The organism is Spirillospora sp. NBC_01491, assembly GCF_036227065.1.
GTDB lineage: Bacteria > Actinomycetota > Actinomycetes > Streptosporangiales > Streptosporangiaceae > Spirillospora > Spirillospora xylanilytica.
This window is the reverse complement of the sequence record NZ_CP109432.1, coordinates 4916227-4942021: the sequence shown is the minus strand read 5'-3', so window position 1 is coordinate 4942021 and position 25795 is coordinate 4916227. Positions and strand designations below refer to the sequence as shown.

Genomic DNA, 25795 nt, shown 5'->3' with positions numbered 1-25795 from the left:
GAGTCGCAGAGGTCAGGACGGCCGGCCGGAAGGCGCCGCGCCGGCCGGACGTTCCGCGGAGCCGGGCCCGACCAGGGCGGCGCGGACGGTCCGGTCGTACTGCGAGGTCGACACGGCGAACACGGCCTCCAGGTCGCGCCCGTCCGCCCGCGCCTGGAAGACCACGAACCGCCAGCAGCCCTCCCGCCACACATCCAGCGGCACCGCGCTCGCGATCGTGTTCTCGTGCGCCGCCCAGGCGGGGCTGTCGTACAGGGTCGCGTACGTCTCGGCCAGCGGGCTCCGCCGCCGTGCGCACGGCACCACCGGACGATGCCGTACGCCGCGCCGTGCGCCACGCGGCACGTCCTGCCGCTCGCCCTGCCCTGCGCCTCGATGCCCGCTCCCGCCTCCGCCGCGACGCAGGGCGCGCGGCAGGCCGCGTGGCAGGAGCAGCGCAGACAGCTCCGGCGAGAGTGCCGCGAACAACGCCAGCTCCACCACCAGGACCAGTCCCATGCGCGCGTGACCGGTACGGAGCACGTCCAGGCCGGCGTGCGGCGCCCCGAGCGAGGCGATCGCCGCGGCGGTGAACAGCATCGCCCGCAGCACGCTGCGGCGGCCGGCGGGCTTGGAGCTCAGCCCGCCGAAGCAGCCGCACCCCGCGTCCGGGCGCCGTACCCGCAGCTCACCGACCACCCAGGTGGCCGCCGCGAACGCCACCATCGTCGCGATCCGCACCGACAGGTGCGAGGTGACCAGCAGCGCCAGCCCGAGCACGCCCTCGCCGAGGCCGAGTCCGACGCTCATCCCCCGGATCGACCGTCCCGCCGTCGCCCGCCGCAGCCCGGCCGGGACCGGGACGCCGTGCACGTGCTCGGGCACCGCCGCCCGCGGATTGCGGATCGTCAGCTTGGCCAGGCAGGCCGCCAGCAGGACGGCGGCCAGCAGCAGGACCTGGGTGTTCTGGAAGACCATCACCATCGTCAGCGCCCCAGCCCGTCCTCATCGGGAGCCCCGTGGCGCACGACCGTGTTGAAGCACCCCGCCTCCAGTTCGCCGCCCAGCCCGACGAACGCGGCGGGCGTCAGCTCGACCACCCGGCCGCGCGGCGACGTCCCGCACTCGACGCAGCGGTCGCAGAACAGGGCCGCCGCGCAACCGCACTCGACCACCGGAACGACCCCGGTGCGGCCGGTGCACTCGTTCCTGACGGCCAGCTCGCTGCCGAGCGACAGGAAGGGGAGCGGAACGCATCCGGCGGGTGCGTCGGCGCACCCGCCCGCCTCGTCCTCGGCGTCCACCGCCGGGTAGGCGGCCCCGCCGATCCGGGACTCGGCGCCGCCGCGCGTGCCCCAGCCGGAGCGGGCCTCCTCGGCGTCCTGCCCGGCGTCGAACCAGGTGGCGGTGCCGTGCAGGGCGTCGGGGACCGGGGCCGTCGGGGGTGGCGCGGCGAGGTCGTCCGCGCGGTAGCCGGGTTGCGAGGTGCCGGGACGCACCGCCTGGGGGCCGCCGGGGGACCGCACGCAGATCGCGTCGAAGAGGTAGCCGGGCTCCAGGCGCGGATGCCGGACCAGGACGCGGCCGAGGGCCTGCGGGGGGAGCAGTACGTGGACGCGCCCCCGGTGCGGGCCCATGTCGACCTCCACGGTGTCCCGCCCGCGCGTCAGGATGGTGCCGGAGACCCGGCGGACGTCGACCCAGATCCGGTCGGCGCCGAGCCCGTCGGCGGCCTCCCGGACGATCGCCTCGCGGCCCGGCCGCAGCGCGGCGAGGCCCCCGGGCCCGCCGCGCCAGACCTTGGTGGCCGGGGTCAGCGGCAACCGCTGCTCACGCCCCTCCGCGTGCAGGACGAGCAGATGCGGGCTCGCGTCGAGCACGATTCCGGTCAGGACCCGCAGGGGACGGTCGTCGTCGGCGGAGCCGCCGCGCGGGGCCGGCGAGGCCCCGAGAACGGCCTCGCGACGGCGGCGGCGGCCGGCTCCACGACGGCGGGGGACTGGCATGGCGGCACTCCAGTATCGGTCTTCACATGCTGTCACGGCAGTTAGGACGGCGAGTCAAGGGTCGTGCCAGGCCACTCAAACTGTCGACGGATTTGTCGCGATAAGTCGACGGCCGGTTGCAGTTTGTTATTCCCGGTGGAAGATTTATCCTCCGGCTTACCCGAATATGCCATTTTGGTTGGCCCGGAATTACGATCTCCGTGCGATCGTCGAAGGCGCCGGGACCTGCCCGCGACCTGCCCGCGACCGAGATCCACGACAGGATCCGGACCTGGCGGGCCCGGCGCGACCCTGGCCCGGTGGTGACGTGAGCGACACGCGGCACGAGGAGTTCCGCGAGTACGTCCAGGCCCGCGGCCCCGCGCTGCTGCGCGCCGCGACCAGGCTGACCGGCGACGGGGTCGAGGCCGAGGACCTGCTCCAGGCCGCGCTGGCCAAGACCTACCTCGCCTGGGACCGGATCCACGACCGCGCCGCGATGGACGGATACGTGCGCCGCGCCATGGTCAACACGCAGATCTCCTGGTGGCGCCGCCGCAAGCTGGACATCTACCCCACCGACGAGCTCCCCGAGCGGCCCGTGGACGACGACACCCGGCGCAGCGACATGCACGACGCGCTCGGCCGCGCCCTCGACCGGCTGCCCGAACGGCAGCGCCTCGCCGTGATGCTCCGCTACTACGAGGACATGCCGGAGGCCGAGATCGCCGAGGTGCTCGGAATCAGCGTGGGCACGGTCAAGAGCACGGTCTCGCGGGCGGTGGCCAAGCTCCGGGACGACGCCGGCCTGGAGGACGACTTCCCCGGCATCCCTCCCCAGGCCCCCGATCCCCCCGCACCTGATCCCTCCGCACCTGACCCCTCCGCTCCCGACCGGGCGAATCCGGGAGAGTGACGACGAAACGCCCCGTCCTCGCCGCCGGAGCGGGAGAGCGGGGCGTTTCGTGCCGGCCGGGCTTCCCCACCCGCCGACGTGGTCAGGCTACAGCGGGGCGGGCCTCGGCACCGGTTCATTTCGCGTGTTCGACGTCAGGTGAGCCGAGGGTCGAGGAGGGTCTCCATGTTGCGGGCCATCGCGGAGCGCAGCCGCTCGTTGGCGAGTTCGGCGTGCAGGAGGGCGAGACGGCGGTCGCTCGGCGTGTCCGGACGATCACCGCACGGGCCTTCATGATCACGCACCGCTGGGGTGTTCCCACCCTTGGGTCACCGCGTCCGGTCATTTCAGGGGATCAAGTGGTGCGGATGGGGCGTACGGGTGTATGCAGGACTTCCATGCCGGTGCCGGGAGCGTGCATGTCCAGGTGGTCCTCCCACGAAGCCAGGGCCGACCGCCGGTTGGTCCAGGGCCTCAACGAGGGTGACGAGACCGTCCTGGGCGAGCTGTACGACGCGTACTCTGAGCATCTCTTCGACTACGTGTCGTCGATGACCGGGGACGTCAAGACCACCGCCGACATCGTGCACGACACGTTCATCGACGCCTACCGGCGCGCGCCGCGCATGCGCGACCATCTGCATCTGAGCTCGTGGCTGTTCGGCGCGGCCCGCCGCAGGTGCGTCCAGCGCGGGCATCCCGCGGAGCTGTACTGGGACCGCGACGCCGAGTTCTCCGAGGCCCCTGCCCGGTCCGGTGGCCCGGAGGCGCGGCCCCTGGAGTCGGACGAGCTACACGACCTGCTGCGCGCGACCCTCGCACGAATGGAGCCCGGCGACCAGGAAGCGATCCTGCTGGCCGGACGCCACCGGCTGCGTCCGTCCAGGCTCGGCGCGGCGCTCGGGCTGTCTCCCCGGCGTGCCGCGATGCGGGTGCGGAAGGCCCGGTTGAGCATGGAGGACGCGCTCAAAGCCGAGGCGCTCCTGGTCGCGCAGGACTGCGCCACCGGGCGACGCTCCGTCCGGGGCGGACGGGCCGCCGACGCAGAGACCGAACTCCATGAGCCGACCGGCCCCCCTGCTGATGGCGATGCGTCCGCTGAATCCTCAGGAGACGCGCCCGACGGCGCCAAGGAGAAGCGCGGGGCTCGCAGTACGACGGGACGGTCGTTCCGTAGCGCCGCCGTCGTGGTGCTCGCGGCACGTAGTCCCGGCCCCAGGCAGACGCCTCCGCCGAGCCACAATCGGGCGCTCGCCGGTGGCTGCGCCCCACGGGGTGAGGCCGGCCCCCCTGAGGACGACTCCGAATCCAACGAACCAGACCTCGAACAGCACATCGCCGCCTGCGAGTCCTGCACCCGGCTGGACGGGCTGCGGGCCGTCGCGCTCCTGACGCGCGCACCGTCGCCCGTCCTGCCCGCAGCGCTACGCCATCGGGTGATGCACACCGCGACGGACCCTGAGCTGGCCGGATACCGGGCCGACATCGCGGCGCGCGGCGGGGCGCTCACCCCGGAGGGGCTCCCCAGCCAGCCGGACGTGCCGTCCCCGTTCACCCGGCGGTGGCTGTTCACCGGCGGCGGCATGGCCGGGGCCCTGGTCAGCGCGCTGCTGGCCGTGATGGTCATGGGACCGGGGCTGGGCCCGGCCACGCTGTCCTGGCCGCCGTTCGGGACCCGCCCGCAGCCGTCGATCACCCACACCTCCCCGTCCAACGGGAGCGGTGCGGAGCACGGGAAGCGCAGGTCGGGGGAGCGGTCGCAGCCCCCGCAGGCGGTCGGCCCGGCGCTGCGCCCCCAGACCGAGGGGAGGGAGCCGCACGTCCCGACCTCGCCCCCTCACCGCTCGCCCGCTCCCCCGTCGAGTTCGCCGCCGCGACCGGCGAAGCCGGGGGACCTGGTGATCGCGCCGGGCCAGGTGGAGATGTACGGGACCAAGACCGCCACGCTGCGACTCAAGGCGTCGGGCGGCCGGGTGACCTGGACCGCGATGGTGTCGGACGGGCAGATCGTGCTGTCCCAGATGCAGGGCGCGATGGCCAAGGGCCGGTCGGACGAGCTGACAGTGACGCTGCGGACGGCGCTGATCGGCCTTCCGGGCAGGGGGACGATCACCTTCACCGATTCCGAGGGCGCCGTCCGGGCCGTCACCGTGGTCTGGGGCGCCAGCCTCCTCTGACGTCAGGTCTCGGTGGGACGCGCGGCGATGTGGTCGCGGACGAGTTCGAGGTGCCCCCCGAGCGCCGCCTGCACCCTGGCCTCCATCGCACGGGCGATGAACGGGTCGACGACCATCTTCACCAGCGGACGCATCCGGCGCACGACCGCGGCGACCTCGGTGAGCTCGTCGCCGCCCGGGACGGGGTCGTCCTCCAGCCGGTGGAACACGTGCTCCCGCACCAGGTTCACGAACCGCCCGGCGATGACGTCGCAGTCGTCGCGGATCTGCTGGGCGATGTCGAGCACCGATTCGAGCGGCACCCCGGCGGCGACGAGTTCGGCGCCGACGTGCAGCAGCCGCGGGCTCGGCACCCGGAAGTGGTCCCCCTCGGGCTCGACCAGGCCCAGCTCGACGGTCCGCGCGAGCAGCCGCTCGGACTCGTCCTCGCCCAGCCCCCCGGCGAAGATGCCGATCAGCTCGTCATGGCTCGCGGTGCCGGGGATCTCGTCCGACCAGGGATCGGTGAGGACCTTCTCCAGCCCGAGGACGTCGCCGACGTCCTTGCCGGTCTCCCACGCCGACACCAGGTCCTTGATGATCGCGAAGGTGTAGCCGCGGCCGAGCAGCTTGCCGATCAGCCGCAGCCGGGCCAGATGGGAGTCGCCGTACAGGCCGACCCGGCCCTCCAGCCGGGGCGGCGGCAGCAGCCCCCGGTCCTGGTAGGCGCGGATGTTCCGCACGGTGCTCCCGGCCGCCTGGGCCAGCTCGTCGATTCGGTACTCGGCCATGTCCCGCCCGCCGGACTGCTCGTCCCCTCGACCGTTCATCCTTGACGGCAGTGATCTTACCCCGCCACTATTGTTACATCAGTCGATGAGACATAGAGGTGGCCGGTGGCGGACCCCCAGGACATCGAAGAGACCCTCCTCGGCGGACCCGTGCGCTACACGCGCGAGGAGATCGAGGTGCTGGCCGGGGTCACCGAGGACCAGGCCCGCCGGATCTGGCAGGCGCTCGGCTTTCCGGCGCCCGCGGGCGATGAGCGCGCCTTCACCGACGGCGACGTGGCCGCGCTCGGCGAGATCCGGGAGCTGCTCGGCAACGACCTGATCGACGAGGACATGGTCGTGCAGCTCGTCCGCGCGGTCGGCCAGACGATGGGACGCCTGGCGAGCTGGCTCAGCGACGTCTGGCTGCGCCGCCTCTCCGAGCAGATCCCGCCGGACGAGCCGGTCACCGAGGACATCGTGACCGCAGCGCTGGCCGCGACCGAGGAGCTGCGTCCCGCGTTCGAACGGCTGCTGCTGCACGGCTGGCGCCGCCAGCTCGCCGCCGCCGGGATGCGCGCCGCCGCGTCCACCGCCACCGCGAGCGCCGACCCGGCCGCCGGCGTCGCCAACCTCGCGGTCGGGTTCGCCGACGTGGTGTCGTTCACCCGGCTGAGCCGCCGGATGGACGGCGACGCGCTCGCGGCGTTCATCGAGCGATTCGAGTCCGCCACCACCGAGGCCGTCGCCGACCAGGGCGGACGGGTGGTCAAGACGCTCGGCGACGAGATCCTCTTCGTCGTCTCCGACCCGGCCGCAGCGGCCGAGACGGGCCTGCGCATCTCCGAGCGCTTCGAGGTCGATCCCGACTTCCCGCGCGTCCGGGTGGGGATGGCGTACGGCGAGGTCATCATGCGCCTCGGCGACGTGTTCGGCACCCCGGTCAACCTGGCCGCCCGCCTCACCGCGACCGCCTACCCGGGCGCGGTCCTGGTCGACGGCGCACTCGCCGCCGCCCTCAACGACGCCGGCCCGTACGACACGTCCTCCCTGCGGCCCCGTCCGCTCCAGGGCCTGGGCCGCGTCCGCCCCCGCCTCCTCCGCCGTCCGCACCGACCGGACCACACCCCCGGCTCCCTCCGGCTGGACAAGCCCGCGCGACATTGACCCCGACCACTTCTACGATAAGCACCTCCGAGGTGCATATTCACAAATAAGGAATCAATAGCGTATCGATAGGAACCTGGCTTAATTTCGACCCGTCAGCCAAACTACGGAAAGGAGAGACGCGTGCGTGTCAAGCGAACGCTCGCCCTGATGGGAGCCGGTGCCGCCGCGATGGCCTCGATCGCGATGACGGCGCCCCCGGCGAGCGCGTCGGACGGGCAGGAGTATGCCAAGAAGGGCTCTCCGAGTCATGACCACTGGCTCCGCTGCACCACCCGTGACGGCGCGTTCGGCTGCTTTCAGCCGTACGGCGAGTACTTCTACATCAAGGACATCGAAAAGGAGGGCGAGTCCCCCTTTGTCCAGTGGAAGTCCAGCACCGGCCGGAGCGGGACCATCACGGCAAAAGTCGGCTACATGAACTGGGGCTACGTCAACAAGAGCTTCGACGAGTCCACCACGATCACCTTCCGCTCGTGCGTGCTGGTCTGCTCGAAGTGGACCTCCGTGAGCGCGGGCTACGAATAACCACACCGCGAGACCGACGCCGGGGCTTCGTCAGAGCGCTGCGGGCGGCGAACGCCACGGTGGGGAGGCCGGCAGCTCGACGAGGCCGGCCGACCGGGAAACATGGTGGTGCCCATGGCATCCTCGATGAACCGACCCTGGCGGCGCTTCAGGCCGACTTCCTCGCGCCTCGGTGAAGCAAATGGTCGACCCACGCCGAACCTGGGCACAGGAGCGCTCGGCGCCGTCAAGACCGCCGGCGCGCATCGGCAGGCCGCACTGGACCGGAAGCCGGTCCAAACACTGGCACACCGGTGCCGCCTCAGACCTGATCCTCTTCTAACGCGACCTGCGCCACATGGGGATGTACATCGGCGGCGGAAGGATGGTCCAAGCCCCTCCGACCGCTGAGCGCACCCACCGGCGTCCCCCGCGCTTCGCAACGCCTCGCCCCAAGCCCGCCCGCGCGGACATGCCGAGCCGGTCAGACCCAGTTGTACATGCCCATTGGTCGAGGTGGGCCCCCACACAGGAAGCCCAAACGCCCCCGCTGACGTGTTGCTCAGCGGGGGCGTTGCTGGTGGCGGAGGATCGGGGATTTGAACCCCGGATGGGCGGTAAACCCAAACCGCATTAGCAGTGCGGCGCCATAGACCGGACTAGGCGAATCCTCCAGAAGCCCTGAGGCTCGGCACAGACTACCGGTTCGGCGTACCAACCAGCAAAGTCCGGCCTGGGGTCAGGGAGCCCAGTCTAGCCCCGTCGTGCGGGTCGCGCCTCCGATGCCGCGAAAGCCGGCGTCCGGACGGCCAACACCGTCGACCCGCGTCCTTCCGACAGCGCGCGATGCTACGGCGCCTGCCCAAGGTCGCGAGCCGATCCGAGGCACTCTCCCCCGAGAGCACGCACACCCGTCCCCCCAGGTCGACGCGAGCCTGGCAACCGATTCGCGAACCTCCCCCCGGAGCCGGTACAGTTAACCCCGGCTGGCAGCCGTAGCTCAACGGATAGAGCATCTGACTACGGATCAGAAGGTTGGGGGTTCGAATCCCTCCGGCTGCACCAGACAGGCCCTGACCTCCCGATACTGCGGGGGCCAGGGCCTTCGTCGTTGAGGGACATTGCTCCAACACCTTCTGATTTGGTCATAGCGGGTGCTTACTATCTCGCCATGAACCACGCCGATCTACTGACCTGGCGGGAGTTCGAGCGCGACCTGCGCACCGCCAAGCGATCCCCCCGAACCATCCAGTCCTACAACGAGGCCGCCGAGCAGCTCGCCGAGTTCACCGCCGGCAGTTGGTGCGAAGCTGGCTGCGACCACGCCACCCATGACGGCGCCACGTTCGAGGACATGACCAAGGCGCACGTTCAGGACTACCTCCTCACCGTCCTGGACCGGCACTCCACCACGACCGCCGCGAACCGGTTCCGCTCCCTGCGCCGGTTCTTCAACTGGATGGTTCGGCGCGAAGACCGGCAAGGCGCTGTCGAAGTACCTGCGTGCCCGTCCCCGGCATCCGCTCGTCCTCGCGGCTCGGGCCAAGGACCCCGACTCCGACGGCCCCGCGCTGCTGTGGCTTGGCTGGTGCGGCAAGCCGCTCGATGCCTCCGGCATCTATCAAATGATCGAGCGGCGTTGTGACGAGGCTGGCATCCCTCGCATTCACCCGCACCAACTCCGGCACTTCGCTGTGGACGCCTGGTACGAGGATGGCGGCAGCATCCAGGACGCGATGACGCTGTTCGGCTGGTCGTCGCCCGCGGTGGCCCACCACTATGCGAAGGCCACCGCCGGGCAAGCGCGCGGTGGCCGCGTCACGGCGCGCGTCGCTGGGCGACCGGCTCTAGCAGAGCACCCGGGTCCCGATGGGGAGTGGCAGCTCCGGGCCGGCCACGCACAACCCGGACATGCCGGCCCGGCCGGGCGGCTCGGTCATGGATGGTGGGCTGACCTGGCTGACCTGGCTGGCCGGGTCGCTCGGTCCCTGGGACTCTCCGCCGGTGCTTTCGTCGACCGGCGGCGGACTGGTCGACGGGGTCGACGGGCCGGAGTCGGACGACGGGGCGGGTGGGCGGGCCGTCGAGGGCGGGCTGGAGGTGGGCCGACTCGGTGCGGGCGACGGGGTGCCGGACGGACTTGGAGAAGGACTCGGAGTCGAGCTGGAGCTCGGTGTGCGGGACGGGCGAACGGGCGTCGGCTCGGGGGGCGGGTCGGCGGGGTCGATCGGCCGAGGGGCCGCGGGTTCGCCGCGGTTGTTCCGGGGCAGGTCGACGGCGAGCGGCGCGACGAGGGGCGCGACGGCGATGCTGCCAGCGGCGGCCGTGCCGGCGGCGACGAGTGCGGCGGCTTGGACGGAGTGTCCATGGCTCCAGCGGACGAGGGTCAGGACGACGACGCCGAGTGCGCCGAGTCGTGCCAGCCAGATCCGATTGGCACGTTCCTGTGCGGGCGGGGCCGGTGGGCTGGGCGGCAGACCGCGCGCCGTGGCCTCCTCTTCGATGAGCCGGTCGACGAGGGCGAGGTTGGCCTGTGCCTTGCTGGCGTTGATCTGGGCGCAGACGCGTGCTCGTCGGAGGGTGGCGAGGCGGTCGGTGTTGGTGGTGGGCTCCCTGTGCGGGTCCTGCATGTGCAAACTCGGCTCCCTGATCTCGTTCGTGATCAGGGAGCCGCCGCTTGTCAGCGGTCGATCAGGTAGCCGTCGTAGACTCCGCCTACGCAGGTCCCGAAGTAACCCGTGACATGACCTCCGCCTTGTATGCATTGCTCGGCGGTGATCGACGGTGCCGCACTGGCCGGAACCGCAGTGATCATGGTCGCCACCGCGACCGTGATCGAGGCGATGAGGATACGTTTCATGATCAACCCTCCCCTTGATGACAATCAGTAGTTTAATGATGACTTAGAGTCGCCATGACTTGCGGTTCGGCAAGATTCACCTAGCCTCCGCCGAGGCGACCGACCGACGTGGTCGACAGGCAGGAGCTCGACCGGCCGAACCGAACTTCGGTGACTCGCTGTTAACGTTCCAATACTGTTTGTGACGGTCGGTGGATTGCCGGCCGCTTCGGATCTTCAGGAGTCACCATGAAACGAGTCGCGACCACGCTCGGAACCCTCGCCGTAGCCGGAACGCTCACCCTCGCCGCGCCCGGCACGGCCTCCGCCGCGCACGGAGAACTCGTCTTCGGCGGCGGCCAGGTGGTCCATAACCCGAGCGGCTGCATCAAGGCCCAGACCCGGCCGCTCATCCTCCAGAACCGGACCAACGAGTATGCCCTGATCTTCAGTAGCCCGAACTGCACCGGCGAGATGCTGGCCGTGGTTCCTCCCGGAGGCCGCACCGTCCAGGAGCGCGGCTCCAGCGTCTACGTCGCGTAGTCCCCAACCCAACCCGGTGCGGACAACGCACTACCGGGAGAGAAGCCGACCGACAGGAAGCGCCACATCCCTGCGGGGGTGTGGCGCTTTTCGTCATTCCTGGACTGCGGGTATCGCGCGGGGTTACCGTCCCGACGCCGGCGCAGTTCCCGGCCGCCTGGCCCCGTGGGCGGCGACGCTCCCCGCGCGGGCGCCCCCGTCCTCTCGCTTCGACGGGAGGGCGGGGCCGGTGGCGGTCCGCCGCCGGCCCTGGCGGGTCGGGGCGGACCGCCGTGTTCGCCGGTCGGTCAGGCCTGGGTGCTGAAGTCGTCGCACATAGCGGTCAGGCCCCAGTGGCAGATGGTGCAGCTACCCGCCTGGTAGTTCGGCGCTTCCGAGGGCACCAGGTTCAGGGCGGTGACGTCGATGGCACCGGCGTCGCGGGGCTCGAGGGACTTCGGCATTTCGCCTCCAGTGATTTCGGAGAGTGATTGAGCATATGTATTGAGTCATAGTCCGGAGGCGTGCGCCACCACCGCCACGGTCATGTCCCCCGCGGCCATCCCCCAGTGCTGACCACCCTCAAGAACACCCTCGTGCCCCTCGCCTTGCTGGCCAACTGCTCGCGGCGTTGCCTGACGTCATGGCCCCGGGGCGGTCATGCGCCCCGGGGCCGTGACGGATCAGGTGAGGGTGACCGTCCAGGACCCCCGGCGCAGGTGGATCACGCCGTCCGGAGTGATGGTGGCGCGGGCTCCGTGCACGGGCAGCGACCCGTCTCGGAGCCACCGGGCGCGGATGTCGTCGAGGACATCCCACAGTCGGCGCGGACCGCCCTGGTGAACTGTCACCGGGCCGTCGGGGTGGCCGGTCGCGCGGGCCCACGACCCATCATCGTGGACCAGGACCGCGGTACGGTCGCCGCCCTTGGTCTCTCGGTAGTCGCAGTTGATTCCGGGCGCGGTGACGCCCAGCATCGACCACAGCCCCCACGCCTCCATCACGTTCACCACCGGGTACCGGCCCGCCGCAACGTCCTCACCCTCGGCGGTGTGCGCCGCGGCGATCGCCGCGACCACGTCGGGCGGGTAGTCGGGGCCGTTGCGCGAGGTCATGAAGCCTGCGCGGTCCCATTCGATCCGCCCTTCGGCGCCGCCGTCGGGGTGGAGTCGGCGGTGAGGCTGAGGGAGGTTCCGGCCAGGGTGGTGACCAGCCGGCCGCCGGGCCGAAGCCCGGCCAGCCACGACGCGGGGACCGGGCGGACCGACACCGTCGCGATGATCCGGTCGAACGTGCCCGGTACCGGCCCGGTCGCGTCGACCGTGCACGCCTGCGGCCGGAGCCCGGTCCGGTCGAGCCGTTCGGCGGCGGCCTGGACGAGGTAGGGATCCACGTCCACGGAGGTGACGTGCCGGTCGCCGAGGCGCGTGGCCAGTAGCGCGGTCCCGTACCCCGACCCGGTCCCCACGTCCAGGACGTCCAGGCCGTCGGCCAGGCGGGCGTGCTGGAACATGTGCACCAGCAACCCTGGCAGCGTCGCCGACGAGGTCGGAGACCCGGCCGTCTGCTCGCCCGGTTTGGCGTCGTCGGCGTGGCGGGTGCCGACGCGGGTGACACGGGAACGGTCGGTGAAGGCGGCCGTCAGCCAGCCGCCCTCGTCGGCCGGGCCGTCGACCAGGTCCCAGGTCGCCGCTCCGTACAGGCCCAGCGCGGGCGCGGCCCACGCCCACCAGCGCGGAACGAACTCGTGCCGCGGAACCGAGGCGATGACGGGACGCCACCGGGACGTGGCGTGCGTGACCTGCTCGGCGAGGCGCGCGGCGTGCGGTTTCCAGTCCATGGCCGTCAGATTGCCGGGTCGCAGTCGTTGCTGTCCGCCGGACCGCACCGATCGGCCTTCCCCGTGATCGACGCGACCATCTCACTCCACCGGTCGGCGGCCAGCAGTTCGGCGAGCGGGGCGTCGCGGACGTTCCCGGCATCGAACGCACGGCCGAGGACGCACGGCATCAGCCGCCCGCTCGTGTCGATCGCCGCCCGGCCGCGCCCGCACGACCCGCACAGGTCATGCACCGACGTGGCCGCACCACGGCCGAGGGCCCGGCCGACCGGACGGGCGTCGTCGACGTTGTGGTCGGTGATGCCGAGTCGATGGCGGGGTGGGCGGCGGCCTGCTCGATCACCCGCGTTTAGTCCGCGGGCGTCATGGTCCCGGTCCCGGCCGCGGGCCCGGAGTTGCTGTAGCAGTGCAAGCACGCGGCCGTGCACCGCCGGGTGATCTCCAGTTCGAGGAACGCGACGGGCTCGATCCGCGTCGGTGCGGGGATGTCGGTCGTGATGGTCATGCGAACCACCTTCGGCGCGCTGCATCGGTTGGTGCCGCGGCCCCGGGCGCGCGCCAGCAAACCCGGGGCCGCGGGGTCTCATGGGCCGATCAGCCGTTCGGCCGCGATCAGCCGAGGGTCGCCGTCCTCGTCGGGGGCGATGAAGAACTTGCGGACCCGGCCGCTGGGGGCGACGCCGCGCCACCACCCGTCCGCTTCGCGCAGCAGCGTCCCGGCGATCTGGCCGCCTCAAGAGTCAGCCCGTGCGCCTCGCGTAGCTCACGGAGCCTGAGGGGCTGCCAGCCGGGGCGCTGCTTTGTCACAGTCATCTGACGACCCTTTCGATTTACTTGTAAAGCGGCTCATATCGGGCGCTCGACCAGTCCGAATGGGGGATGTGAAGGTGGATGTATGACGGACGGCAGCCAGGCCCGCGACGCAGACGCCGGAAGCGTTCTCAAGAACCGGGTGGTCGACGCGTGGCGGGGACGAGTTCTCGCCGACGGGACCGACAGCCCGGTTCTCGTCCTGGTCGGCGGTTACGCCGGTGAAAAAGTCCTCGCGACGCTCGGAGGTGATCAGCACGACCGCCATAGCGATCTCTATCTCAACGAAGTGAGACCGCTGGAGTACAAATGCCTTATGGACACCGCATTCGATAATATCGACTGCGGAATCTCCACGATCCTCACCGCGCCGTTCATCACAGAATTGAACGACCCCGCATGGCTCAACCGGCTCACCAACCGGTGCAAGGCCAAGGGCATGGGCGTGGCCGCGATCTGGGTCCGCTGCGACATCGATTCGATGCGCGAGTACATCGAGTTCCGCGACGCCCCCCGCGACGCGTGGAAGCTTGAGCACTGGGACGACTACGCCCGCGGCATCGACACCGCGACCAGCCCGCCCAGCGTCCACCTCACCATCGACAACCGCCAGGGCGCGGCCATCAGCATCGCCGACCAGACGCGGGAGGCCCTGCGTAAGATCCTCGGGTGACCAGGCAAGGCGTGATCCTCTACGGCCCACCCACCAGCGGCAAGGACACGGTCACGGCCGCACTGGCCCGCCAGGACGAACGCCTCACGCTGTTGACCAAGCTCAAGCTCGGAGCCGGCCGCAGCACCGGCTACCGCTACGTCTCCCCGGACGACCTCAACACCCTCCGCACGGCGGGCCGCCTTCTGGTCGAGACCCACCGCTACGGCAACCGCTACGCCGTGGACCGCGACGACGTCGACGCGCTCACCACAACCGGCCGCATCCCCGTCGCCCACATGGGCAACGTCGCCGACCTGCAACGTCTACGCGCAGCGGTCCCGCTGGCATGGACGGCCGTCCTCCTATGGATACCTCGCGAGGTGTGCGCCGAACGGTCCCGCCTACGGGGCGACGCAGACCGCCCCAAACGCCTACAGGCGTGGGACGAGACGTACGCCGATCTCCAGACCGCAGGCGAGACCAAGCCGTTCGACCTCACCATCAATACCGACGAGTCCGAGCCTGCCGAGGCGGCCCGGAGAATCATCGAGACCATCCAGCCGTAAGACGAGGCCCAGGTCAGCGCCAGCCCCCATACCTCCGGGGCTCGATTCCCCACATCGCCAGCAGCGCGGTAACAGAATCGGCCGCGCGCCACGATTCAGAGCACGGCCCCAGCCACGCCCCCGTGCTCGACAGGTACCACCAGTACAGCGCCCCCCGAACGACCATGACGCTGTCGCCCACGATCGGCGCATCAGGCGCGAACACATGAAGCACCGGCGGCATCTGCTCGTATCGCCGCTCCGTCCCCCACCCCAAAAGGCCCAGGTCACGCGCCAACTTGTCGAGGCGACGGCAGGCCCAGCGGAAGTGCCAACGTCAGCGAACGAGCCGGTTGGAGACAGCACGGCCGACGAACCCGAGGGGTCGTTCATCGACCGCGCTGTCTCCTCCACCCACGAGGTCGCCCCTTCCCTTGCGGCCCCGTCCGGTGGCGGGACGGGTGCACCATTAAGCCCCGTCACCGGATTCCTTGATCTTCCGAACTCGCTCGCGCTCTTCCGTGAGCGCTTCACGCAGCGCACCGGGCCCGCTCCGGATCACCGTCGGGTCGATTCCGGCGTCCGGGTCGTGCAGGGAGGCGACCCAGTCGCCGAGCCGTCCGTCCTGACGGATCGACCGCCAGATCCGGTGACCGACGAAGTCGGTTCGGAGCCGGGCCAGATCCTCGTCTTGAGAGCGTGTGCGCATGTCCATCGCGGATGACCTCACATCGGCTGCACGGACCCGGACAGTGATCACCAGACCCGTTGTGCAGTGTGGAAACGACATCACCCAAGGTCGCGCGTCACCGCATTCGGCAAAGGAGCCCGAGAGGGGGCCAGGAAGGGGCCAGACTGTGAGACGGAGGTAGCCGGATGAGCACCGAGCGACGACGAGAGTTCGGCGCGTACGTTGCGCGCCTACGTGGCACCAAGAGCCAACGCGCCCACGCGGCCCTCCTGTGCGAGCTGGCGGGAACCGCCACCCTCACCCGCAACGAGGTGTCCCGCTGAGAACGCGGCGAACGCGTCCCGGACGACTGGTTGCCCTACATCGCCCGCGCCCACAACATCCAACTGTCGGTCCTGGAACGCATGGCCGCCCACGCCCGAGGCGACCAGCCCGCCACCGATGACGCCCCGTTCGACCTTTCGGGCCTGTTCCCCGGAGGCGACGCGCTCAAGACCCGCATCGCCAACGCCGGGCACAGCCGCGCGGTCGCCAACGCAGGCGCCGGCCCCGCCTTGATCCTGGTCGGCGGCTACGCCGGATCAGGCAAAAGCGAGTTCGCCCGCTTCCTGGCCGACCTATCCGGCTGGGCCGTCCTGGACAAAGACACCCTCACCCGCCGCATGACCGAACGCCTGCTCACCTCACTCGGCGGCGACTCCCACGACCGCCACACCGACCTCTACCGAACCGACGTACGCCCCCACGAGTACCGGAGCCTTATGAACGCCGCCTACGGCAACATCGACTGCGGCGTCTCCATGATCCTGGCAGCGCCGTTCATCACCGAACTCAACACCGTCGGCTGGCTGCCCCGCCTGTCCCACCGCTGCCAAGCCCGAGGCGTCGATGTCTCAGCGATCTGGGTCTACAGCGACATCGACTCCATGCGCGAGTACATCGAACACCGCGACGCACCCCACGACACCTGGAAGCTCACCAACTGGGACGAGTACACCAGCACCCTCACCGAGGACCCACCGCCCGGCATCCACCACACCATCGACAACCGCCTAGGCGCAGCCCTCACCCTCAAAGACTCGCCGCAACGCCCAATGCGAAAAGATCTCCCAGCGCCATCGCCAGCACCGCAGGGCGTTGATCACAGACCTGCACAAGGCCGTTCGATCAAACCGGCGGACGCTGGTGGGTCAGGACAGTAGTTGAGCGTGCCCGAAGCGGGGGCCTCGCGACCCCCAGCCCCCCGCGAGCCGGGGCACTCATCCGCGCGAATCGGTCTGTCACACCGTTTCGCCGTTCGCGCGGATGAGCACCCCGGACCGATGCGGCCAGGTGTAGCAGGCCAGGAGTCGGCGCAACGCGGGGAGCACGAGCATGCGCCGGGCAGCGGGAGTTGCTGACGCTGGCGGTGTTCACGGGACCTCGGCCGGTTTGAAGCAGGTGATGGCCGGGCCTGAGGCGGGTTGTGGTTCTGAACCTTCGTCTCGGGATCCAGGTCATGGTGTGTCCGCGCCAACCTGGCGATACTCCGTCCAGTAGCGTCTAGGTTTCGGAGCGTTGCCAATATTGGCGTGGTCACCGGTCATCTGAGTGGCCAGGTCCGCGGCAGGATTCGCGCCCGGGGCGGGGTCGGGTGGGGGCTCCTGCTCGGTGCGCAGCATGCTGGCGGGCTCAGTTAGGGGCTGGGAGGGGTTCGGCGTCGGCGGCCAGCAGGTCGCCCACGATCTTTGAGCGTGCGCGATTCGTCGTTGTGATCGGCTGACGCCGTTCCGATGAGCCGCGTCCGCAAGGGCCGGTGAACGCGGGGCCAGGGGGGCGCTATGACAACCGATCAGATCCTTTTTGGGCTGGGCCTGACCGTCGCACTCGCGGTCGCCTCTCAGCTCCTGGCGGACCGCTTGCGCATCCCCGCATTGATCGTCCTGCTGCCGACCGGTTTCGTCGCGGGTGCGCTGATCGATGACATTGATCCACACCGGCTGCTGGGGGCGGCCTTCGAGCCCCTGGTGTCACTGTCGGTCGCGCTGATCCTCTACGACTCCGGTCTCGGACTGGATCTGCGGAAGCTGAAGGGAGATACCCGCCGCATCGTGGTCAGGCTGATCGTATTCGGCGTGCCGGGCACGATGGCGGCCGCTGCGCTGCTGGCCGCGCCGCTGCTCGGCCTGTCGGCGGGCGCGGCGGTGATGCTGGGGGCCATTCTGGTCGTCTCCGGCCCAACGGTGGTGAGCCCGCTGCTCGGCTTCGTCCGACCCGTCGAGCGGGTGCGGCGCATCCTGGTCTGGGAGGGCTCACTGGTCGATCCGATCGGCGGCATCCTGGGCGCGGTGGTGTTCGGCGCCGTCCTCCAGAAGGCCCGCATAGGCTCCGGCGCCCACGTGCTGGAGTTCGTCCTCAGCATCGGAGTCGGCCTGGCCGGCGGCGTCATCGGGACAGGACTGCTGTGGCTGCTGATGCGATCGCTCCGGTTCGGCGAGGTGCTCGCCACCACCACACAGATCGCCACCGTGATCGGCGTGGCGGCCGCATGTGACATCGCCCGCGAGGACACCGGCCTGCTGGCGGCGATCATCATGGGACTGGCCGTGGCCAACCTGAAGAGGTTCGACCTCCCCGCACGCAGGCCGGTCTCCGAGACGCTCGTCCAGCTGATCATCGGCCTCCTGTTCATCTCCATCTCGGCCACGATCACGCCACAGTCGGTCGCCAATGTGGCGCTCCCGACCCTGGGACTGGTCGCCGCCTTGGTCCTGCTCGTCAGACCGCTCCTGGCCTACCTGGCAACGCGCGGGACGGGCCTGACGACCGGCGAGTGGTGCTTCATCGGGTGGATGGACCCGCGCGGCATCGTCGCCGCCGCCACCGCCTCGACGTTCTCCGTCCAGCTCGCCGCGCAGGGAATCGGTGGTGCCTCCAAGATCCTGCCCGTCACGTTCCTGGTGATCGTCGTGACGGTGACGTTGTACGGGCTGACCGCGACCCCGGTGGCCCGCCGTCTGGGCGTCGTCCGCGCCGCGGACCAAAGCACTCATCCGCGCGGATGATCAGCGTCAGGAGGCTTGGCAGCGCAGTGCGTGGAGGACGACACACGGGAAGCTCAGGCAGAGCGAAAGGTGAGGGTCTCCGCGCTCACGTCGGCTCAACTACGGCGAGGGGGAGACTACCCGGGTGAAAGCGCTGCCGTCGGGTCTGCTGTACAGCAGAAAAGTACAGCAGCACAGGCACACAACGGCTTACGCACCCGATCATTGACACACAGCTTTAGCTGGGGTGGAGCGGCCCAGCGCGGTCCTGCCAGTGGCTACGGATCAGAAGGTTGGGGGTTCGAATCCCTCCGGCTGCACCACAGGTCAAAGGCCCCTTCCAGAGATGGAAGGGGCCTTTTTCTGTGCCGTGAGAGCCACGGTGGGAGCCACGCGCCCGGATCAGTCTCCGAACAGGGCGCTACTCATCCCCACGGCCGCCGCACGCTTGTCGTCCACGAACAGACGCCCGTACACGTCCCTGGTGATCAAGGGCGGCGCTCGCGCCGTTGGCGCGGCCCGCCGCCTGCGCCGCCTCAGCCAGCGTTGTCTCGAGCAGTCCCATGTTCTCGGGGAACGTCTCCAAAAACTCCCTGGCCCCCGGCCTCTGTTCTTTGGCTGCCATCTCGCGGACGACCGTGAGGATCAATGCTCGGTCGTCTCGGTTCTGCTGGCCGAGCACGTGAGCGATCCACTCCATCTGCCGAACCGCGTCGTCAGAGTTCAGGTCTCCGTCGTCGCAGGACTCAAAGAACCAGGTGAGTTCGACCGCCAGGGCGATCAGGTCCTTGACCAAGTTGGGAGAGGCTGGCATCGCCGCATCATTCCGCACGCTGGTTGAACGAGCGTGACTCGGGGCGCGCTGCCTCCCACGGTCCCGCCGGTCCGGCCAGGCGTCCGCCCGCTCGACCCGTTGACGCACCCTGTGCTCGCACAACGCCGCCACGCACAGGTCAGGCAGCGGAACCGCACGCGTCGAGTTCTTGGCCTTGGGCCGCCGAGCAGGTCAGCGGACGAGGCCGGCCGGGTGCGGATCTGCTTGTGAGACTCGTAATGAATCGCTTGTCGATGTGCTGCACTGGCCTGCGTCGGAGTTCCGCGTTGGGTGACGTCGTCCGGTCGGACGGGTCAGGACGCTGTCGCGATCGAAACGAGTGCCAGTGCCATGGCTGCGGCGCACACGATGCCGGCGACCGCGAAGGCGATCCGGTAGGGATGCTGCTCAGCCCACGACACAAGGCCCGGATTCGTCTTGGCGAATTCCTTGGCGTCGACGGGACCGTCGGGCCCGCTGCACGGCACGCCGAGCGCGTTCACCAACCGGGCGAAATCCTCGTGCGTGTAAAGACCGCCCTGCACCCTGATGAGCAGGTTGCGTTGTGCGTCGAGCACGAACAGGCTCTCGCCTGCCCCTCCGCGAGGCGCGGTGATGCTCGCGCGCACCACCTCCGCGACGCGTGAGCGTGGCTGGCACTTTCGGGTGAACAATCCCTGGACGACGAGTTCGTGAGCCGTCAGGGTGATCCGGGCGCTGAGGAGGGCCCCGAGCGCCAGGGGGATCAGCACGGCGAACAGGCCGCCCACGATCAGGGCGAACACGGTCGGGGCGTCGCCGATCAGGATCGCGGCGACGATGCCCGCGGTGGCCACTGCCATGACGGCCAGAACGATCAGCCCTGTCCGGAGGTCCGGCCGAACCACGAGATCATCCTGAACATCGCTCACGCCGACATCGCCCTTTCTTCGGCCTCTAAGAGCTTGCCGCATCGGTGGCAGTGCTTCGGCCGCGCGGAACCGGTCAGGGACTCCGAGCTCCGATGGGCGACATTTGGCCAGGTCTCCACTGTGGGAGGCCAGGAGCCGGGCCTACCTTGACCTGTGACTGCGCCGACCAGTCACCAAGCCGTGTGCCAGGTCTGTGCCCAATACGGGCGGTCGCGGTGCCGGTCCTAGGTGATCGCCAGACCGGAGATGAGGATCGAGGCGGGCACCGCGGTTGCGGAGATGGTGATGGCGATCGCCGCGTCGTTGTGGGGAGATCGCCCGCAGTAGTCCGTTTTGTGTGTCACCACGGCTCTCTGTCAGCATGAAGCCCATGCGTCACCCTCTTGACACGCTGGACTGGCCGATTTCCACCGACCGACTGCTGTTGCGCCGGGCCGCCCCTGACGACCTGGACGCGACCTGGGCCTACCGGCAGCTGCCGGAGATTCACGAATGGGTCGGGGCCGCCACGGCGACGTACGACGACCACCGTGAGCGTTTTCTCCATGAGGAGCGGCTCGCGGACCTGCTCATCGTCGAACTGGACGGCCGGGTGATCGGCGATCTGACGCTGCAGGTCCAGGACGCTTGGGCCCAGGAGGAGGTCGCTGACCAGGCGAAGAGCGTCCAAGGAGGGCTTGGGTGGACGTTGGCTCCCTCCTACGGCGGCAAGGGCTACGCCACCGAAGCGGTACGCGCCCTCATCGACGTCTCCTTCGGGAGTCTTGGCCTGCGCCGCCTGCACGCGGACTGTTTCTACGACAACGAACCTTCGTGGCGGCTGATGGAGCGGGTTGGGATGCGCCGCGAACAGCACACGGTGAGAGACTCTCTCCACCGCACCAAGGGATGGCTCGACGGTCTCTCATACGCGCTCCTGGCCGAGGAATGGCCCGCTCCCGAGTGATGGACCGCCCCGCTGTCCGGTCTCAGTGGAGTTGGCACAGTCTCATCGACCTGACGCACTGCAGGCCGGGCGGCAGTGCCCGGCCCTTGCTGCCGATCTCCTTGCGGTGCCGGCGGACGACGCCGGTGGCGTGGGTCAGGGTCTGGCGCGGCAACGGCAGCGAAGCACGATACAGAAGCATGCGGAGCCTCTGATGCAGACGAGCGATTGTGAGAGATCAACCGTCCTACCAGGGGCTCCTTGACGTTCCGGGGCAGCCACACAGACCGCGACCATCACGTGGTCAGCAGTCCCCGCACCGCCGCTGAAAAAGGCTCAGTGGGGGAGTGACACCGGAATCCCTGGCGCACTGTGAATCCGTCGGCCGTGCCCGTTGCGTGCCTGTTGGCAAGGTGATCAACGGGGACTCACGGTCGTTTGCGGGGCTATCGCCGAGGAGGCCCAGGTCAGGGGGTCGCCAGGTCGGGCACTGGGCTCATGACCGGCTTTGCAAACCGGTGGTCGAGGTGGCTCCTTGGGAGCAACAGTGGGAGCCACACGGACGGATGATCTCGAACCGCGGTGGACGGGTTCGGAACCCGGGACCTCGGTCGATCTTGGCCGTTATGGTCAGCGGAGCTTGATCGTCGGCGGGCGCCGGCCGGCTCAGCGATCGGCGTGTTGGCATCGACCCTGGGGAGCGGGCCGTGATCGAAGTTCTGGCACCACGTCGCACGATCAAGGTAGAGCGGGCGCACATCCCCGAGGCGCGTGCGGTTCTTCCTGATGGGGATACCTGCGTGGTCGTCGACGGCTATGGCCGGCTGTTCACCGTGTCGCTGTCGACCGGCGAGCAGGTCACAGGCGGACGCGGGCGCCCCGGGGGGATCGATCTGACGTCGTTGACGCCGGATGGTGGGCTGATGGCCACCACGAGGCGCGCCTTCGGGGACCACGGCATCCGGATCTTGGACACGGCCGACTGGAGGATGGTGACGGAGCTGCCCGGGCACGCCTGCCCGATCCAGGCCATCTCGGCGGCTGGACAGGTCGTGGTCACGGCGGCCAGGGACGGCACACGGGTGTGGGATCTGGTCACCGGCTCTTGCAGGTTCGTGCTTCCGGGCACTGAAGAGGTGATGTGGATCGCGGTGGCCCCCGGCCAGCGCCGGGTGGTCACGATGGCCTGGGATCGTTCGGTCGTGGTGTGGGACCTGCACCAAGGCACACCGATCCGGACGCTGCGGGACGCCGACCGCGAGGTTCCCGCCCTGAGGTCGCCCGCAAGTGACCGCGGGGTCTGGATCCGAACCGTGCTGGTGGACTCCGCACGCGATCGCGTGCTGGCGGCCGACGGCCACCTCTGCGCGGGCGGTCTTGAGGGCGATCGCCGCCTTGCGCGCTGGGGATCGCTACCGCGGCGCGAAGGAGTGACCATGATTCCGGGCAAGGACCTGGTGCACACCTGCCTGGCAGCGGTGAACCCGGCGGACGGGACGGTCGCCGTCGACTACGGCGGACGCGCATTCATCCTGGATCAGGGCGGGCGACCTCTCGCGGTGATGGGACCGGAGCCAGGGCCGGGCTGGATACCGATGAGCACGATGACCTTCGCCCCGGACGGCCGACTGGTGTCCTCCCTTCCCGGCGCCTTCGCGGCCGTGGAGGTGTGGCCGGCGCTCTCAGAACTCACCGGATAGGACAGCCGCACCGGCCGGCGAGACCACTTCGGAGCGCTCCGACCCGCAGCCGGGGAACACCCTGAGAACGAGAGAACAGTCTTCACCAGCCGGACCAGCACATCCGTGATCAGACGAAGCAGCCCTCACCACGTGCATGCTCGCGTGCGGTTCAAGCGATTGGACGCCTCCGGCGGGACCAACGGACTTGTCGAGATTGTGCAGGAACTGAGCGAGATCGACCCCGTGGCGCATGTAAGGCAGAACGCGAAGACCTTGCTGGAGGGAATCCGCCTCCACGGTGCCGAGTGACATGAGCGGGTATGAATTCTCGTGGGAGTTGCATAGGGGACTCCCATGCGGGCCGTAAGATATCCGCCGGATCAATCGGCCAGTTCGTGAGCGCGGATATTGATCGCCGTTTCCAGGCGGTCCAACTTGGTCAAGTTTCGCTTAGCCTGGACCAGTCAAGAGTCATGAGGGCAAACAACATCCCCACAAGCCACCAGTAGTTGGCGGATGAGTTCAGTGCGTTCACGAAACTATACATTATGCCGAATCCGAGGATCAGTGGGAGGGAGACCAGTGATCTTCGGTTCTGTCTTTGCCTGCGCTCTATGAGAGCGAGCATCGGATGGTCCAAGATCCGATCTGGCGGAAGTTCGCCGGTCCGGGCCGCTCGCGCCATCTTCAGCATTTCGGCTTTCTGGATGCCGCCGGTCGCATCCGCATCCCTGCGCCGCATTACAGCCATCCACCACGTCATAATGCCGGCGAAGGAAAGGTTCCCGAACATCGCCATCAAGAGCACAGCGGAAGTAGAGGCGTCTGTGAAGAGCAGAGAAGCGCCTCCAGTCAGAGGACCAAAGAGCATGAAATACAGGAAGTAGGCCCACAGTGGGCCTGACTGGATTCGGTCTCTCCAGCTTGGCGTCTGCATGTTCTGCTCCAGGAAGCCTTCGACAGCGGCGCTATAGCCCAAAAACAGCACGAACCCAGGCAGTGTGCCATATTGATCACCGCCATGGTTCGCGCTGCGTCACGCCGGGGCGCGCCCGGTGTTCGTGGGCACGGGGCCGGACTGGGCGCCCCTCGCCGGGCGTCCTTACCGGCTGCTGAGGTAGGTGAGGACGGCGAGGACGCGGCGATGGCCGCTGTCGGCCGGCGAGAGGCCGAGCTTGGCGAAGATGTTGCCGATGTGTTTGTGGACGGCGTTCTCGGTGATGACGAGCCGGGCCGCGAGTGTGGCGTTGTCCTTTCCTTCGGCCATCAGGGCGAGCACTTGGCGTTCGCGTGCTGTGAGGCCGGCGATCGGGTCGCGGGCGTGACGGGTGAGGAGTTGCGCGATCACCTCGGGGTCCATGACGGTGCCGCCGGCGGCGACCTGCCGCAGGGCGTCGATGAACTCGCTCACCCGGCTCACCCGGTCCTTGAGGAGGTAGCCGACGCCGCCGCGTCTGTCGGAGATCAGTTCGCCGGCGTACTGCTGCTCGACGTACTGGGAGAGTACGAGCACTGGCAGGCCGGGGTACTGGCGGCGGACGTGGAGGGCGGCGTGGATGCCCTCGTCGCGGAACGTCGGCGGCAGCCGTACGTCGACGATGGTGATGTCGGGTCGGTGTTCGGTGACGGCGGTGATGAAGCCGGGGGCGTCCTGGGCGATCGCGGCGACGTCGAAGCCCTTGCTGGTCAGCAGGAGTTCCAGCCCGCTGGAAAGCAGGACGTTGTCCTCGGCGATCACGACCCGCACGGCAGGCTCACGGTGATCGTGGTCGGGCCGCCGGCGGGGCTGTGAACGCGGACGGTGCCGTCGAGCGCCAGGACGCGGTGGCGGATTCCGGCGATGCCGGTGCCCAGCGTCTCGTCGGCGCCGCCGATCCCGTCATCGGTGACCTCGACCGACAGCCGGTCACCGGCGCGTGCGACGCGGACGGTGGTCCGGGTGGCCCGGCTGTGCTTGGCGGCGTTGGTGAGCGCCTCGGCGATCGTGAAGTAGGCCACGGCCTCGACCGCGGCGGGAACGGTCCCGAGGTCGCCGATCTCAAGCCTCGGGGCGATCGCCGATTGGGTCCCGAGTGCCGCCAGCGCTCCGGCGAGGCCGCGGTCGGCGAGGATCGGCGGGTAGATGGTCCGGATCACCTCTCGAAGCTCTGCCATGGCCTCCTCGGTACCCTCGTGCGCCTCCCGCAGGAGTCTGGCCACCGTCTCAGGGACCTCGTCCAGTGACTCACGGACCGTGCCCAGCCGCATCGCGATGGCCACGAGCCGGGCTTGGGTGCCGTCGTGCAGGTCGCGTTCGATCCGGCGGAGTTCCGCCCCGTGCGCGTTCATGGCGCCGGACCGCGTCTCGGTCAGGGTGTCCACACGCTGTGCCAACCGCTCCGCAGCCGTGGGGGACAGCAACGCGACACAGATCCGGGCGTGGAGGCGCGCCAGTGGCGGAACCATCCAGTAGGTCAGCGCCGCGAACACGAGGAAGTTGATCGTCCCCAAGGTCAATGCCGTGCCCCATCCGGACAGCGGCACGCCGGTGAAGAGGAAGCGCAGGCGCGTGTCGGCGGGAAACGCCCACCACAAGGGCACCGTGATGGCTGTGGCCACCGCGTTGCCGGCGGACAGCAGCACGACGAGCCCGAACGTCAGACTGGTCACGATGCTTGCGCACAGCCACCCGAGCACGCGCCACATACCGACACGGACGGGACCAGAACGCGGAGAAAGCAGCAACCGGTCGGCGCGGCGACGGTGCCGGGACGCCCAGGCGCGGGCCATCATCGGGACGATCAGCACGGGCAGCGCGAACAGGGCTGCCGCAGTGGTGAACAGGCTTCCCAGCAGATAGCCCAGGCCGCGCCACATCGCTGAAAGCCGACCGGCCCCTTGGTGATTCATCTGCACGAGTCTGGGCCACGGCGATCGGGCCTGACACTACAGCCCACCACCCCTTTTTCCCACTGGTGAGTGGTATCGTCCGCTTCCCCCGGCCGGACCTAGCGTCAACGCCATGACGAGTTCACCGATACGTTCACCGCGGCGGCGCGGCCGATCCATCCGACGGAACCTGGCCCTGGCCGCCATCGTG

General features: G+C 69.5%; 31 protein-coding genes, 2 tRNA genes and 1 pseudogene. 15 read left to right on the top strand and 19 right to left on the bottom strand.

Going from position 1 to position 25795, the window contains the following annotated elements; all coding sequences use genetic code 11:
• Positions 1-12: 12 nt before the first annotated feature.
• Complete coding sequence (locus OHA34_RS23020; RefSeq protein ID WP_285939596.1) at positions 13-963, bottom strand: MauE/DoxX family redox-associated membrane protein; 951 nt, start codon at positions 961-963, stop codon at positions 13-15.
• 2 nt (positions 964-965) lie between these two features.
• Complete coding sequence (locus OHA34_RS23015) at positions 966-1985, bottom strand: hypothetical protein (RefSeq protein WP_329518881.1); 1020 nt, start codon at positions 1983-1985, stop codon at positions 966-968.
• A 307-nt stretch (positions 1986-2292) separates the two neighbouring features.
• Here OHA34_RS23015 and OHA34_RS23010 point away from each other — a divergent pair, with 307 nt between their 5' ends.
• Positions 2293-2880 carry a SigE family RNA polymerase sigma factor gene (locus tag OHA34_RS23010; protein WP_329518880.1) on the top strand — a complete coding sequence of 196 codons (588 nt, stop codon included), beginning with the start codon at positions 2293-2295 and terminating at the stop codon, positions 2878-2880.
• 134 nt (positions 2881-3014) lie between these two features.
• On the opposite strand, the gene OHA34_RS23005 is transcribed toward OHA34_RS23010, so the two are convergent.
• Positions 3015-3164 carry a hypothetical protein gene (locus tag OHA34_RS23005; RefSeq protein ID WP_329518879.1) on the bottom strand — a complete coding sequence of 50 codons (150 nt, stop codon included), beginning with the start codon at positions 3162-3164 and terminating at the stop codon, positions 3015-3017.
• 114 nt (positions 3165-3278) lie between these two features.
• Between OHA34_RS23005 and OHA34_RS23000 the strand changes: the two genes are divergently transcribed.
• The gene (locus OHA34_RS23000; RefSeq protein WP_329518878.1) at positions 3279-5036 is read left to right on the top strand and encodes an RNA polymerase sigma factor; all 1758 of its coding nucleotides are present in this window, start codon (positions 3279-3281) and stop codon (positions 5034-5036) included.
• A gap of 2 nt (positions 5037-5038) precedes the next feature.
• Here OHA34_RS23000 and OHA34_RS22995 read toward each other — a convergent pair whose 3' ends face one another.
• The gene (locus OHA34_RS22995; RefSeq protein WP_329518877.1) at positions 5039-5845 is read right to left on the bottom strand and encodes a MerR family transcriptional regulator; all 807 of its coding nucleotides are present in this window, start codon (positions 5843-5845) and stop codon (positions 5039-5041) included.
• Between the two features lie 66 nt (positions 5846-5911).
• Between OHA34_RS22995 and OHA34_RS22990 the strand changes: the two genes are divergently transcribed.
• Positions 5912-6952: an adenylate/guanylate cyclase domain-containing protein gene (locus tag OHA34_RS22990; protein ID WP_329518876.1), complete on the top strand. Its 1041-nt coding sequence runs from the start codon at positions 5912-5914 to the stop codon at positions 6950-6952.
• 123 nt (positions 6953-7075) lie between these two features.
• Positions 7076-7480, top strand: coding sequence for a hypothetical protein (locus OHA34_RS22985; protein ID WP_329518875.1), 405 nt, complete (start codon positions 7076-7078; stop codon positions 7478-7480).
• A gap of 560 nt (positions 7481-8040) precedes the next feature.
• Here OHA34_RS22985 and OHA34_RS22980 read toward each other — a convergent pair.
• Positions 8041-8133 (bottom strand) — tRNA-Ser (locus OHA34_RS22980).
• Between the two features lie 315 nt (positions 8134-8448).
• Here OHA34_RS22980 and OHA34_RS22975 point away from each other — a divergent pair.
• The 3 genes and pseudogenes from OHA34_RS22975 to OHA34_RS38560 all read left to right on the top strand — a co-directional run.
• Positions 8449-8524: transfer RNA gene (locus OHA34_RS22975), tRNA-Arg, on the top strand.
• A 106-nt stretch (positions 8525-8630) separates the two neighbouring features.
• Entirely contained in the window at positions 8631-9104 is a 474-nt protein-coding gene (locus OHA34_RS22970; protein ID WP_329518874.1) for a phage integrase N-terminal SAM-like domain-containing protein, read from the top strand.
• Positions 9031-9192 (top strand): annotated as a pseudogene (locus OHA34_RS38560) (tyrosine-type recombinase/integrase); the annotation flags it as partial. The gene OHA34_RS22970 and the pseudogene OHA34_RS38560, both read left to right, overlap by 74 nt.
• Positions 9193-9306: 114 nt before the next feature.
• On the opposite strand, the gene OHA34_RS22965 reads toward OHA34_RS38560, so the two are convergent.
• Positions 9307-10089, bottom strand: coding sequence for a hypothetical protein (locus OHA34_RS22965; protein WP_329518873.1), 783 nt, complete (start codon positions 10087-10089; stop codon positions 9307-9309).
• Positions 10090-10139: 50 nt separating this feature from the next.
• Positions 10140-10319 (bottom strand): hypothetical protein, encoded by a 180-nt coding sequence (locus OHA34_RS22960; protein ID WP_285939605.1) that lies wholly within the window; start codon positions 10317-10319, stop codon positions 10140-10142.
• A gap of 228 nt (positions 10320-10547) precedes the next feature.
• Here OHA34_RS22960 and OHA34_RS22955 point away from each other — a divergent pair, with 228 nt between their 5' ends.
• Positions 10548-10841 carry a hypothetical protein gene (locus OHA34_RS22955; RefSeq protein ID WP_329518872.1) on the top strand — a complete coding sequence of 98 codons (294 nt, stop codon included), beginning with the start codon at positions 10548-10550 and terminating at the stop codon, positions 10839-10841.
• Positions 10842-11128: 287 nt separating this feature from the next.
• Here OHA34_RS22955 and OHA34_RS22950 read toward each other — a convergent pair whose 3' ends face one another.
• The 5 genes from OHA34_RS22950 to OHA34_RS22930 all read right to left on the bottom strand — a co-directional run bounded on the left by OHA34_RS22950 (position 11129) and on the right by OHA34_RS22930 (position 13165).
• Positions 11129-11284, bottom strand: a complete 156-nt coding sequence (locus OHA34_RS22950; protein ID WP_285939607.1) for a hypothetical protein — start codon at positions 11282-11284, stop codon at positions 11129-11131.
• Positions 11285-11503: 219 nt separating this feature from the next.
• Positions 11504-11935 carry a hypothetical protein gene (locus tag OHA34_RS22945; protein ID WP_329518871.1) on the bottom strand — a complete coding sequence of 144 codons (432 nt, stop codon included), beginning with the start codon at positions 11933-11935 and terminating at the stop codon, positions 11504-11506.
• Positions 11932-12660: a methyltransferase domain-containing protein gene (locus OHA34_RS22940; protein WP_329518870.1), complete on the bottom strand. Its 729-nt coding sequence runs from the start codon at positions 12658-12660 to the stop codon at positions 11932-11934. Before OHA34_RS22940 ends, OHA34_RS22945 begins: the two co-directional genes overlap by 4 nt.
• A gap of 5 nt (positions 12661-12665) precedes the next feature.
• Entirely contained in the window at positions 12666-12893 is a 228-nt protein-coding gene (locus OHA34_RS22935; RefSeq protein ID WP_329518869.1) for an SPASM domain-containing protein, read from the bottom strand.
• A 116-nt stretch (positions 12894-13009) separates the two neighbouring features.
• On the bottom strand, positions 13010-13165 hold the full coding sequence (locus tag OHA34_RS22930) for a hypothetical protein (RefSeq protein WP_329518868.1): 156 nt from the start codon (positions 13163-13165) through the stop codon (positions 13010-13012).
• A 390-nt stretch (positions 13166-13555) separates the two neighbouring features.
• Here OHA34_RS22930 and OHA34_RS22925 point away from each other — a divergent pair, with 390 nt between their 5' ends.
• Both OHA34_RS22925 and OHA34_RS22920 read left to right on the top strand, forming a co-directional pair.
• A complete protein-coding gene (locus OHA34_RS22925; RefSeq protein ID WP_329518867.1) occupies positions 13556-14143 on the top strand; it encodes an AAA family ATPase in 588 nt (195 codons plus the stop codon).
• Positions 14140-14691, top strand: coding sequence for a guanylate kinase (locus OHA34_RS22920; RefSeq protein ID WP_329518866.1), 552 nt, complete (start codon positions 14140-14142; stop codon positions 14689-14691). The genes OHA34_RS22925 and OHA34_RS22920 overlap by 4 nt, the downstream gene beginning before the upstream one ends.
• A 448-nt stretch (positions 14692-15139) precedes the next feature.
• On the opposite strand, the gene OHA34_RS22915 is transcribed toward OHA34_RS22920, so the two are convergent.
• Positions 15140-15385 carry a hypothetical protein gene (locus OHA34_RS22915; RefSeq protein ID WP_329518865.1) on the bottom strand — a complete coding sequence of 82 codons (246 nt, stop codon included), beginning with the start codon at positions 15383-15385 and terminating at the stop codon, positions 15140-15142.
• 161 nt (positions 15386-15546) lie between these two features.
• Between OHA34_RS22915 and OHA34_RS22910 the strand changes: the two genes are divergently transcribed.
• The 3 genes from OHA34_RS22910 to OHA34_RS22900 all read left to right on the top strand — a co-directional run bounded on the left by OHA34_RS22910 (position 15547) and on the right by OHA34_RS22900 (position 18405).
• The gene (locus tag OHA34_RS22910; protein WP_329518864.1) at positions 15547-15684 is read left to right on the top strand and encodes a hypothetical protein; all 138 of its coding nucleotides are present in this window, start codon (positions 15547-15549) and stop codon (positions 15682-15684) included.
• Positions 15685-15714: 30 nt separating this feature from the next.
• Entirely contained in the window at positions 15715-16563 is an 849-nt protein-coding gene (locus OHA34_RS22905; protein WP_329518863.1) for an AAA family ATPase, read from the top strand.
• Positions 16564-17181: 618 nt separating this feature from the next.
• Positions 17182-18405: a cation:proton antiporter gene (locus OHA34_RS22900; protein ID WP_285939616.1), complete on the top strand. Its 1224-nt coding sequence runs from the start codon at positions 17182-17184 to the stop codon at positions 18403-18405.
• Between the two features lie 400 nt (positions 18406-18805).
• Here the strand turns inward: OHA34_RS22900 and OHA34_RS22895 are convergent, their stop codons facing one another.
• Together OHA34_RS22895 and OHA34_RS22890 are read right to left on the bottom strand one after the other, a co-directional pair.
• Positions 18806-19180 (bottom strand): hypothetical protein, encoded by a 375-nt coding sequence (locus OHA34_RS22895; protein WP_329518862.1) that lies wholly within the window; start codon positions 19178-19180, stop codon positions 18806-18808.
• Positions 19181-19512: 332 nt separating this feature from the next.
• Entirely contained in the window at positions 19513-20109 is a 597-nt protein-coding gene (locus OHA34_RS22890; protein ID WP_285939618.1) for a hypothetical protein, read from the bottom strand.
• 370 nt (positions 20110-20479) lie between these two features.
• On the opposite strand from OHA34_RS22890, the gene OHA34_RS22885 reads away from it, so the two are divergent.
• A complete protein-coding gene (locus OHA34_RS22885) occupies positions 20480-21055 on the top strand; it encodes a GNAT family N-acetyltransferase (protein WP_329518861.1) in 576 nt (191 codons plus the stop codon).
• Positions 21056-21077: 22 nt separating this feature from the next.
• Here the strand turns inward: OHA34_RS22885 and OHA34_RS22880 are convergent, their stop codons facing one another.
• Positions 21078-21209, bottom strand: coding sequence for a hypothetical protein (locus OHA34_RS22880; protein ID WP_329518860.1), 132 nt, complete (start codon positions 21207-21209; stop codon positions 21078-21080).
• A gap of 532 nt (positions 21210-21741) precedes the next feature.
• Between OHA34_RS22880 and OHA34_RS22875 the strand changes: the two genes are divergently transcribed.
• Positions 21742-22734, top strand: coding sequence for a WD40 repeat domain-containing protein (locus tag OHA34_RS22875; RefSeq protein ID WP_329518859.1), 993 nt, complete (start codon positions 21742-21744; stop codon positions 22732-22734).
• 421 nt (positions 22735-23155) lie between these two features.
• Here the strand turns inward: OHA34_RS22875 and OHA34_RS22870 are convergent, their stop codons facing one another.
• From OHA34_RS22870 to OHA34_RS22860, 3 genes are all read right to left on the bottom strand, one after another.
• Entirely contained in the window at positions 23156-23704 is a 549-nt protein-coding gene (locus OHA34_RS22870) for a hypothetical protein (RefSeq protein WP_329518858.1), read from the bottom strand.
• 114 nt (positions 23705-23818) lie between these two features.
• Positions 23819-24463 carry a response regulator transcription factor gene (locus OHA34_RS22865; protein WP_329518857.1) on the bottom strand — a complete coding sequence of 215 codons (645 nt, stop codon included), beginning with the start codon at positions 24461-24463 and terminating at the stop codon, positions 23819-23821.
• The gene (locus OHA34_RS22860) at positions 24451-25572 is read right to left on the bottom strand and encodes a sensor histidine kinase (RefSeq protein WP_329518856.1); all 1122 of its coding nucleotides are present in this window, start codon (positions 25570-25572) and stop codon (positions 24451-24453) included. Before OHA34_RS22860 ends, OHA34_RS22865 begins: the two co-directional genes overlap by 13 nt.
• Positions 25573-25795: the final 223 nt, after the last annotated feature.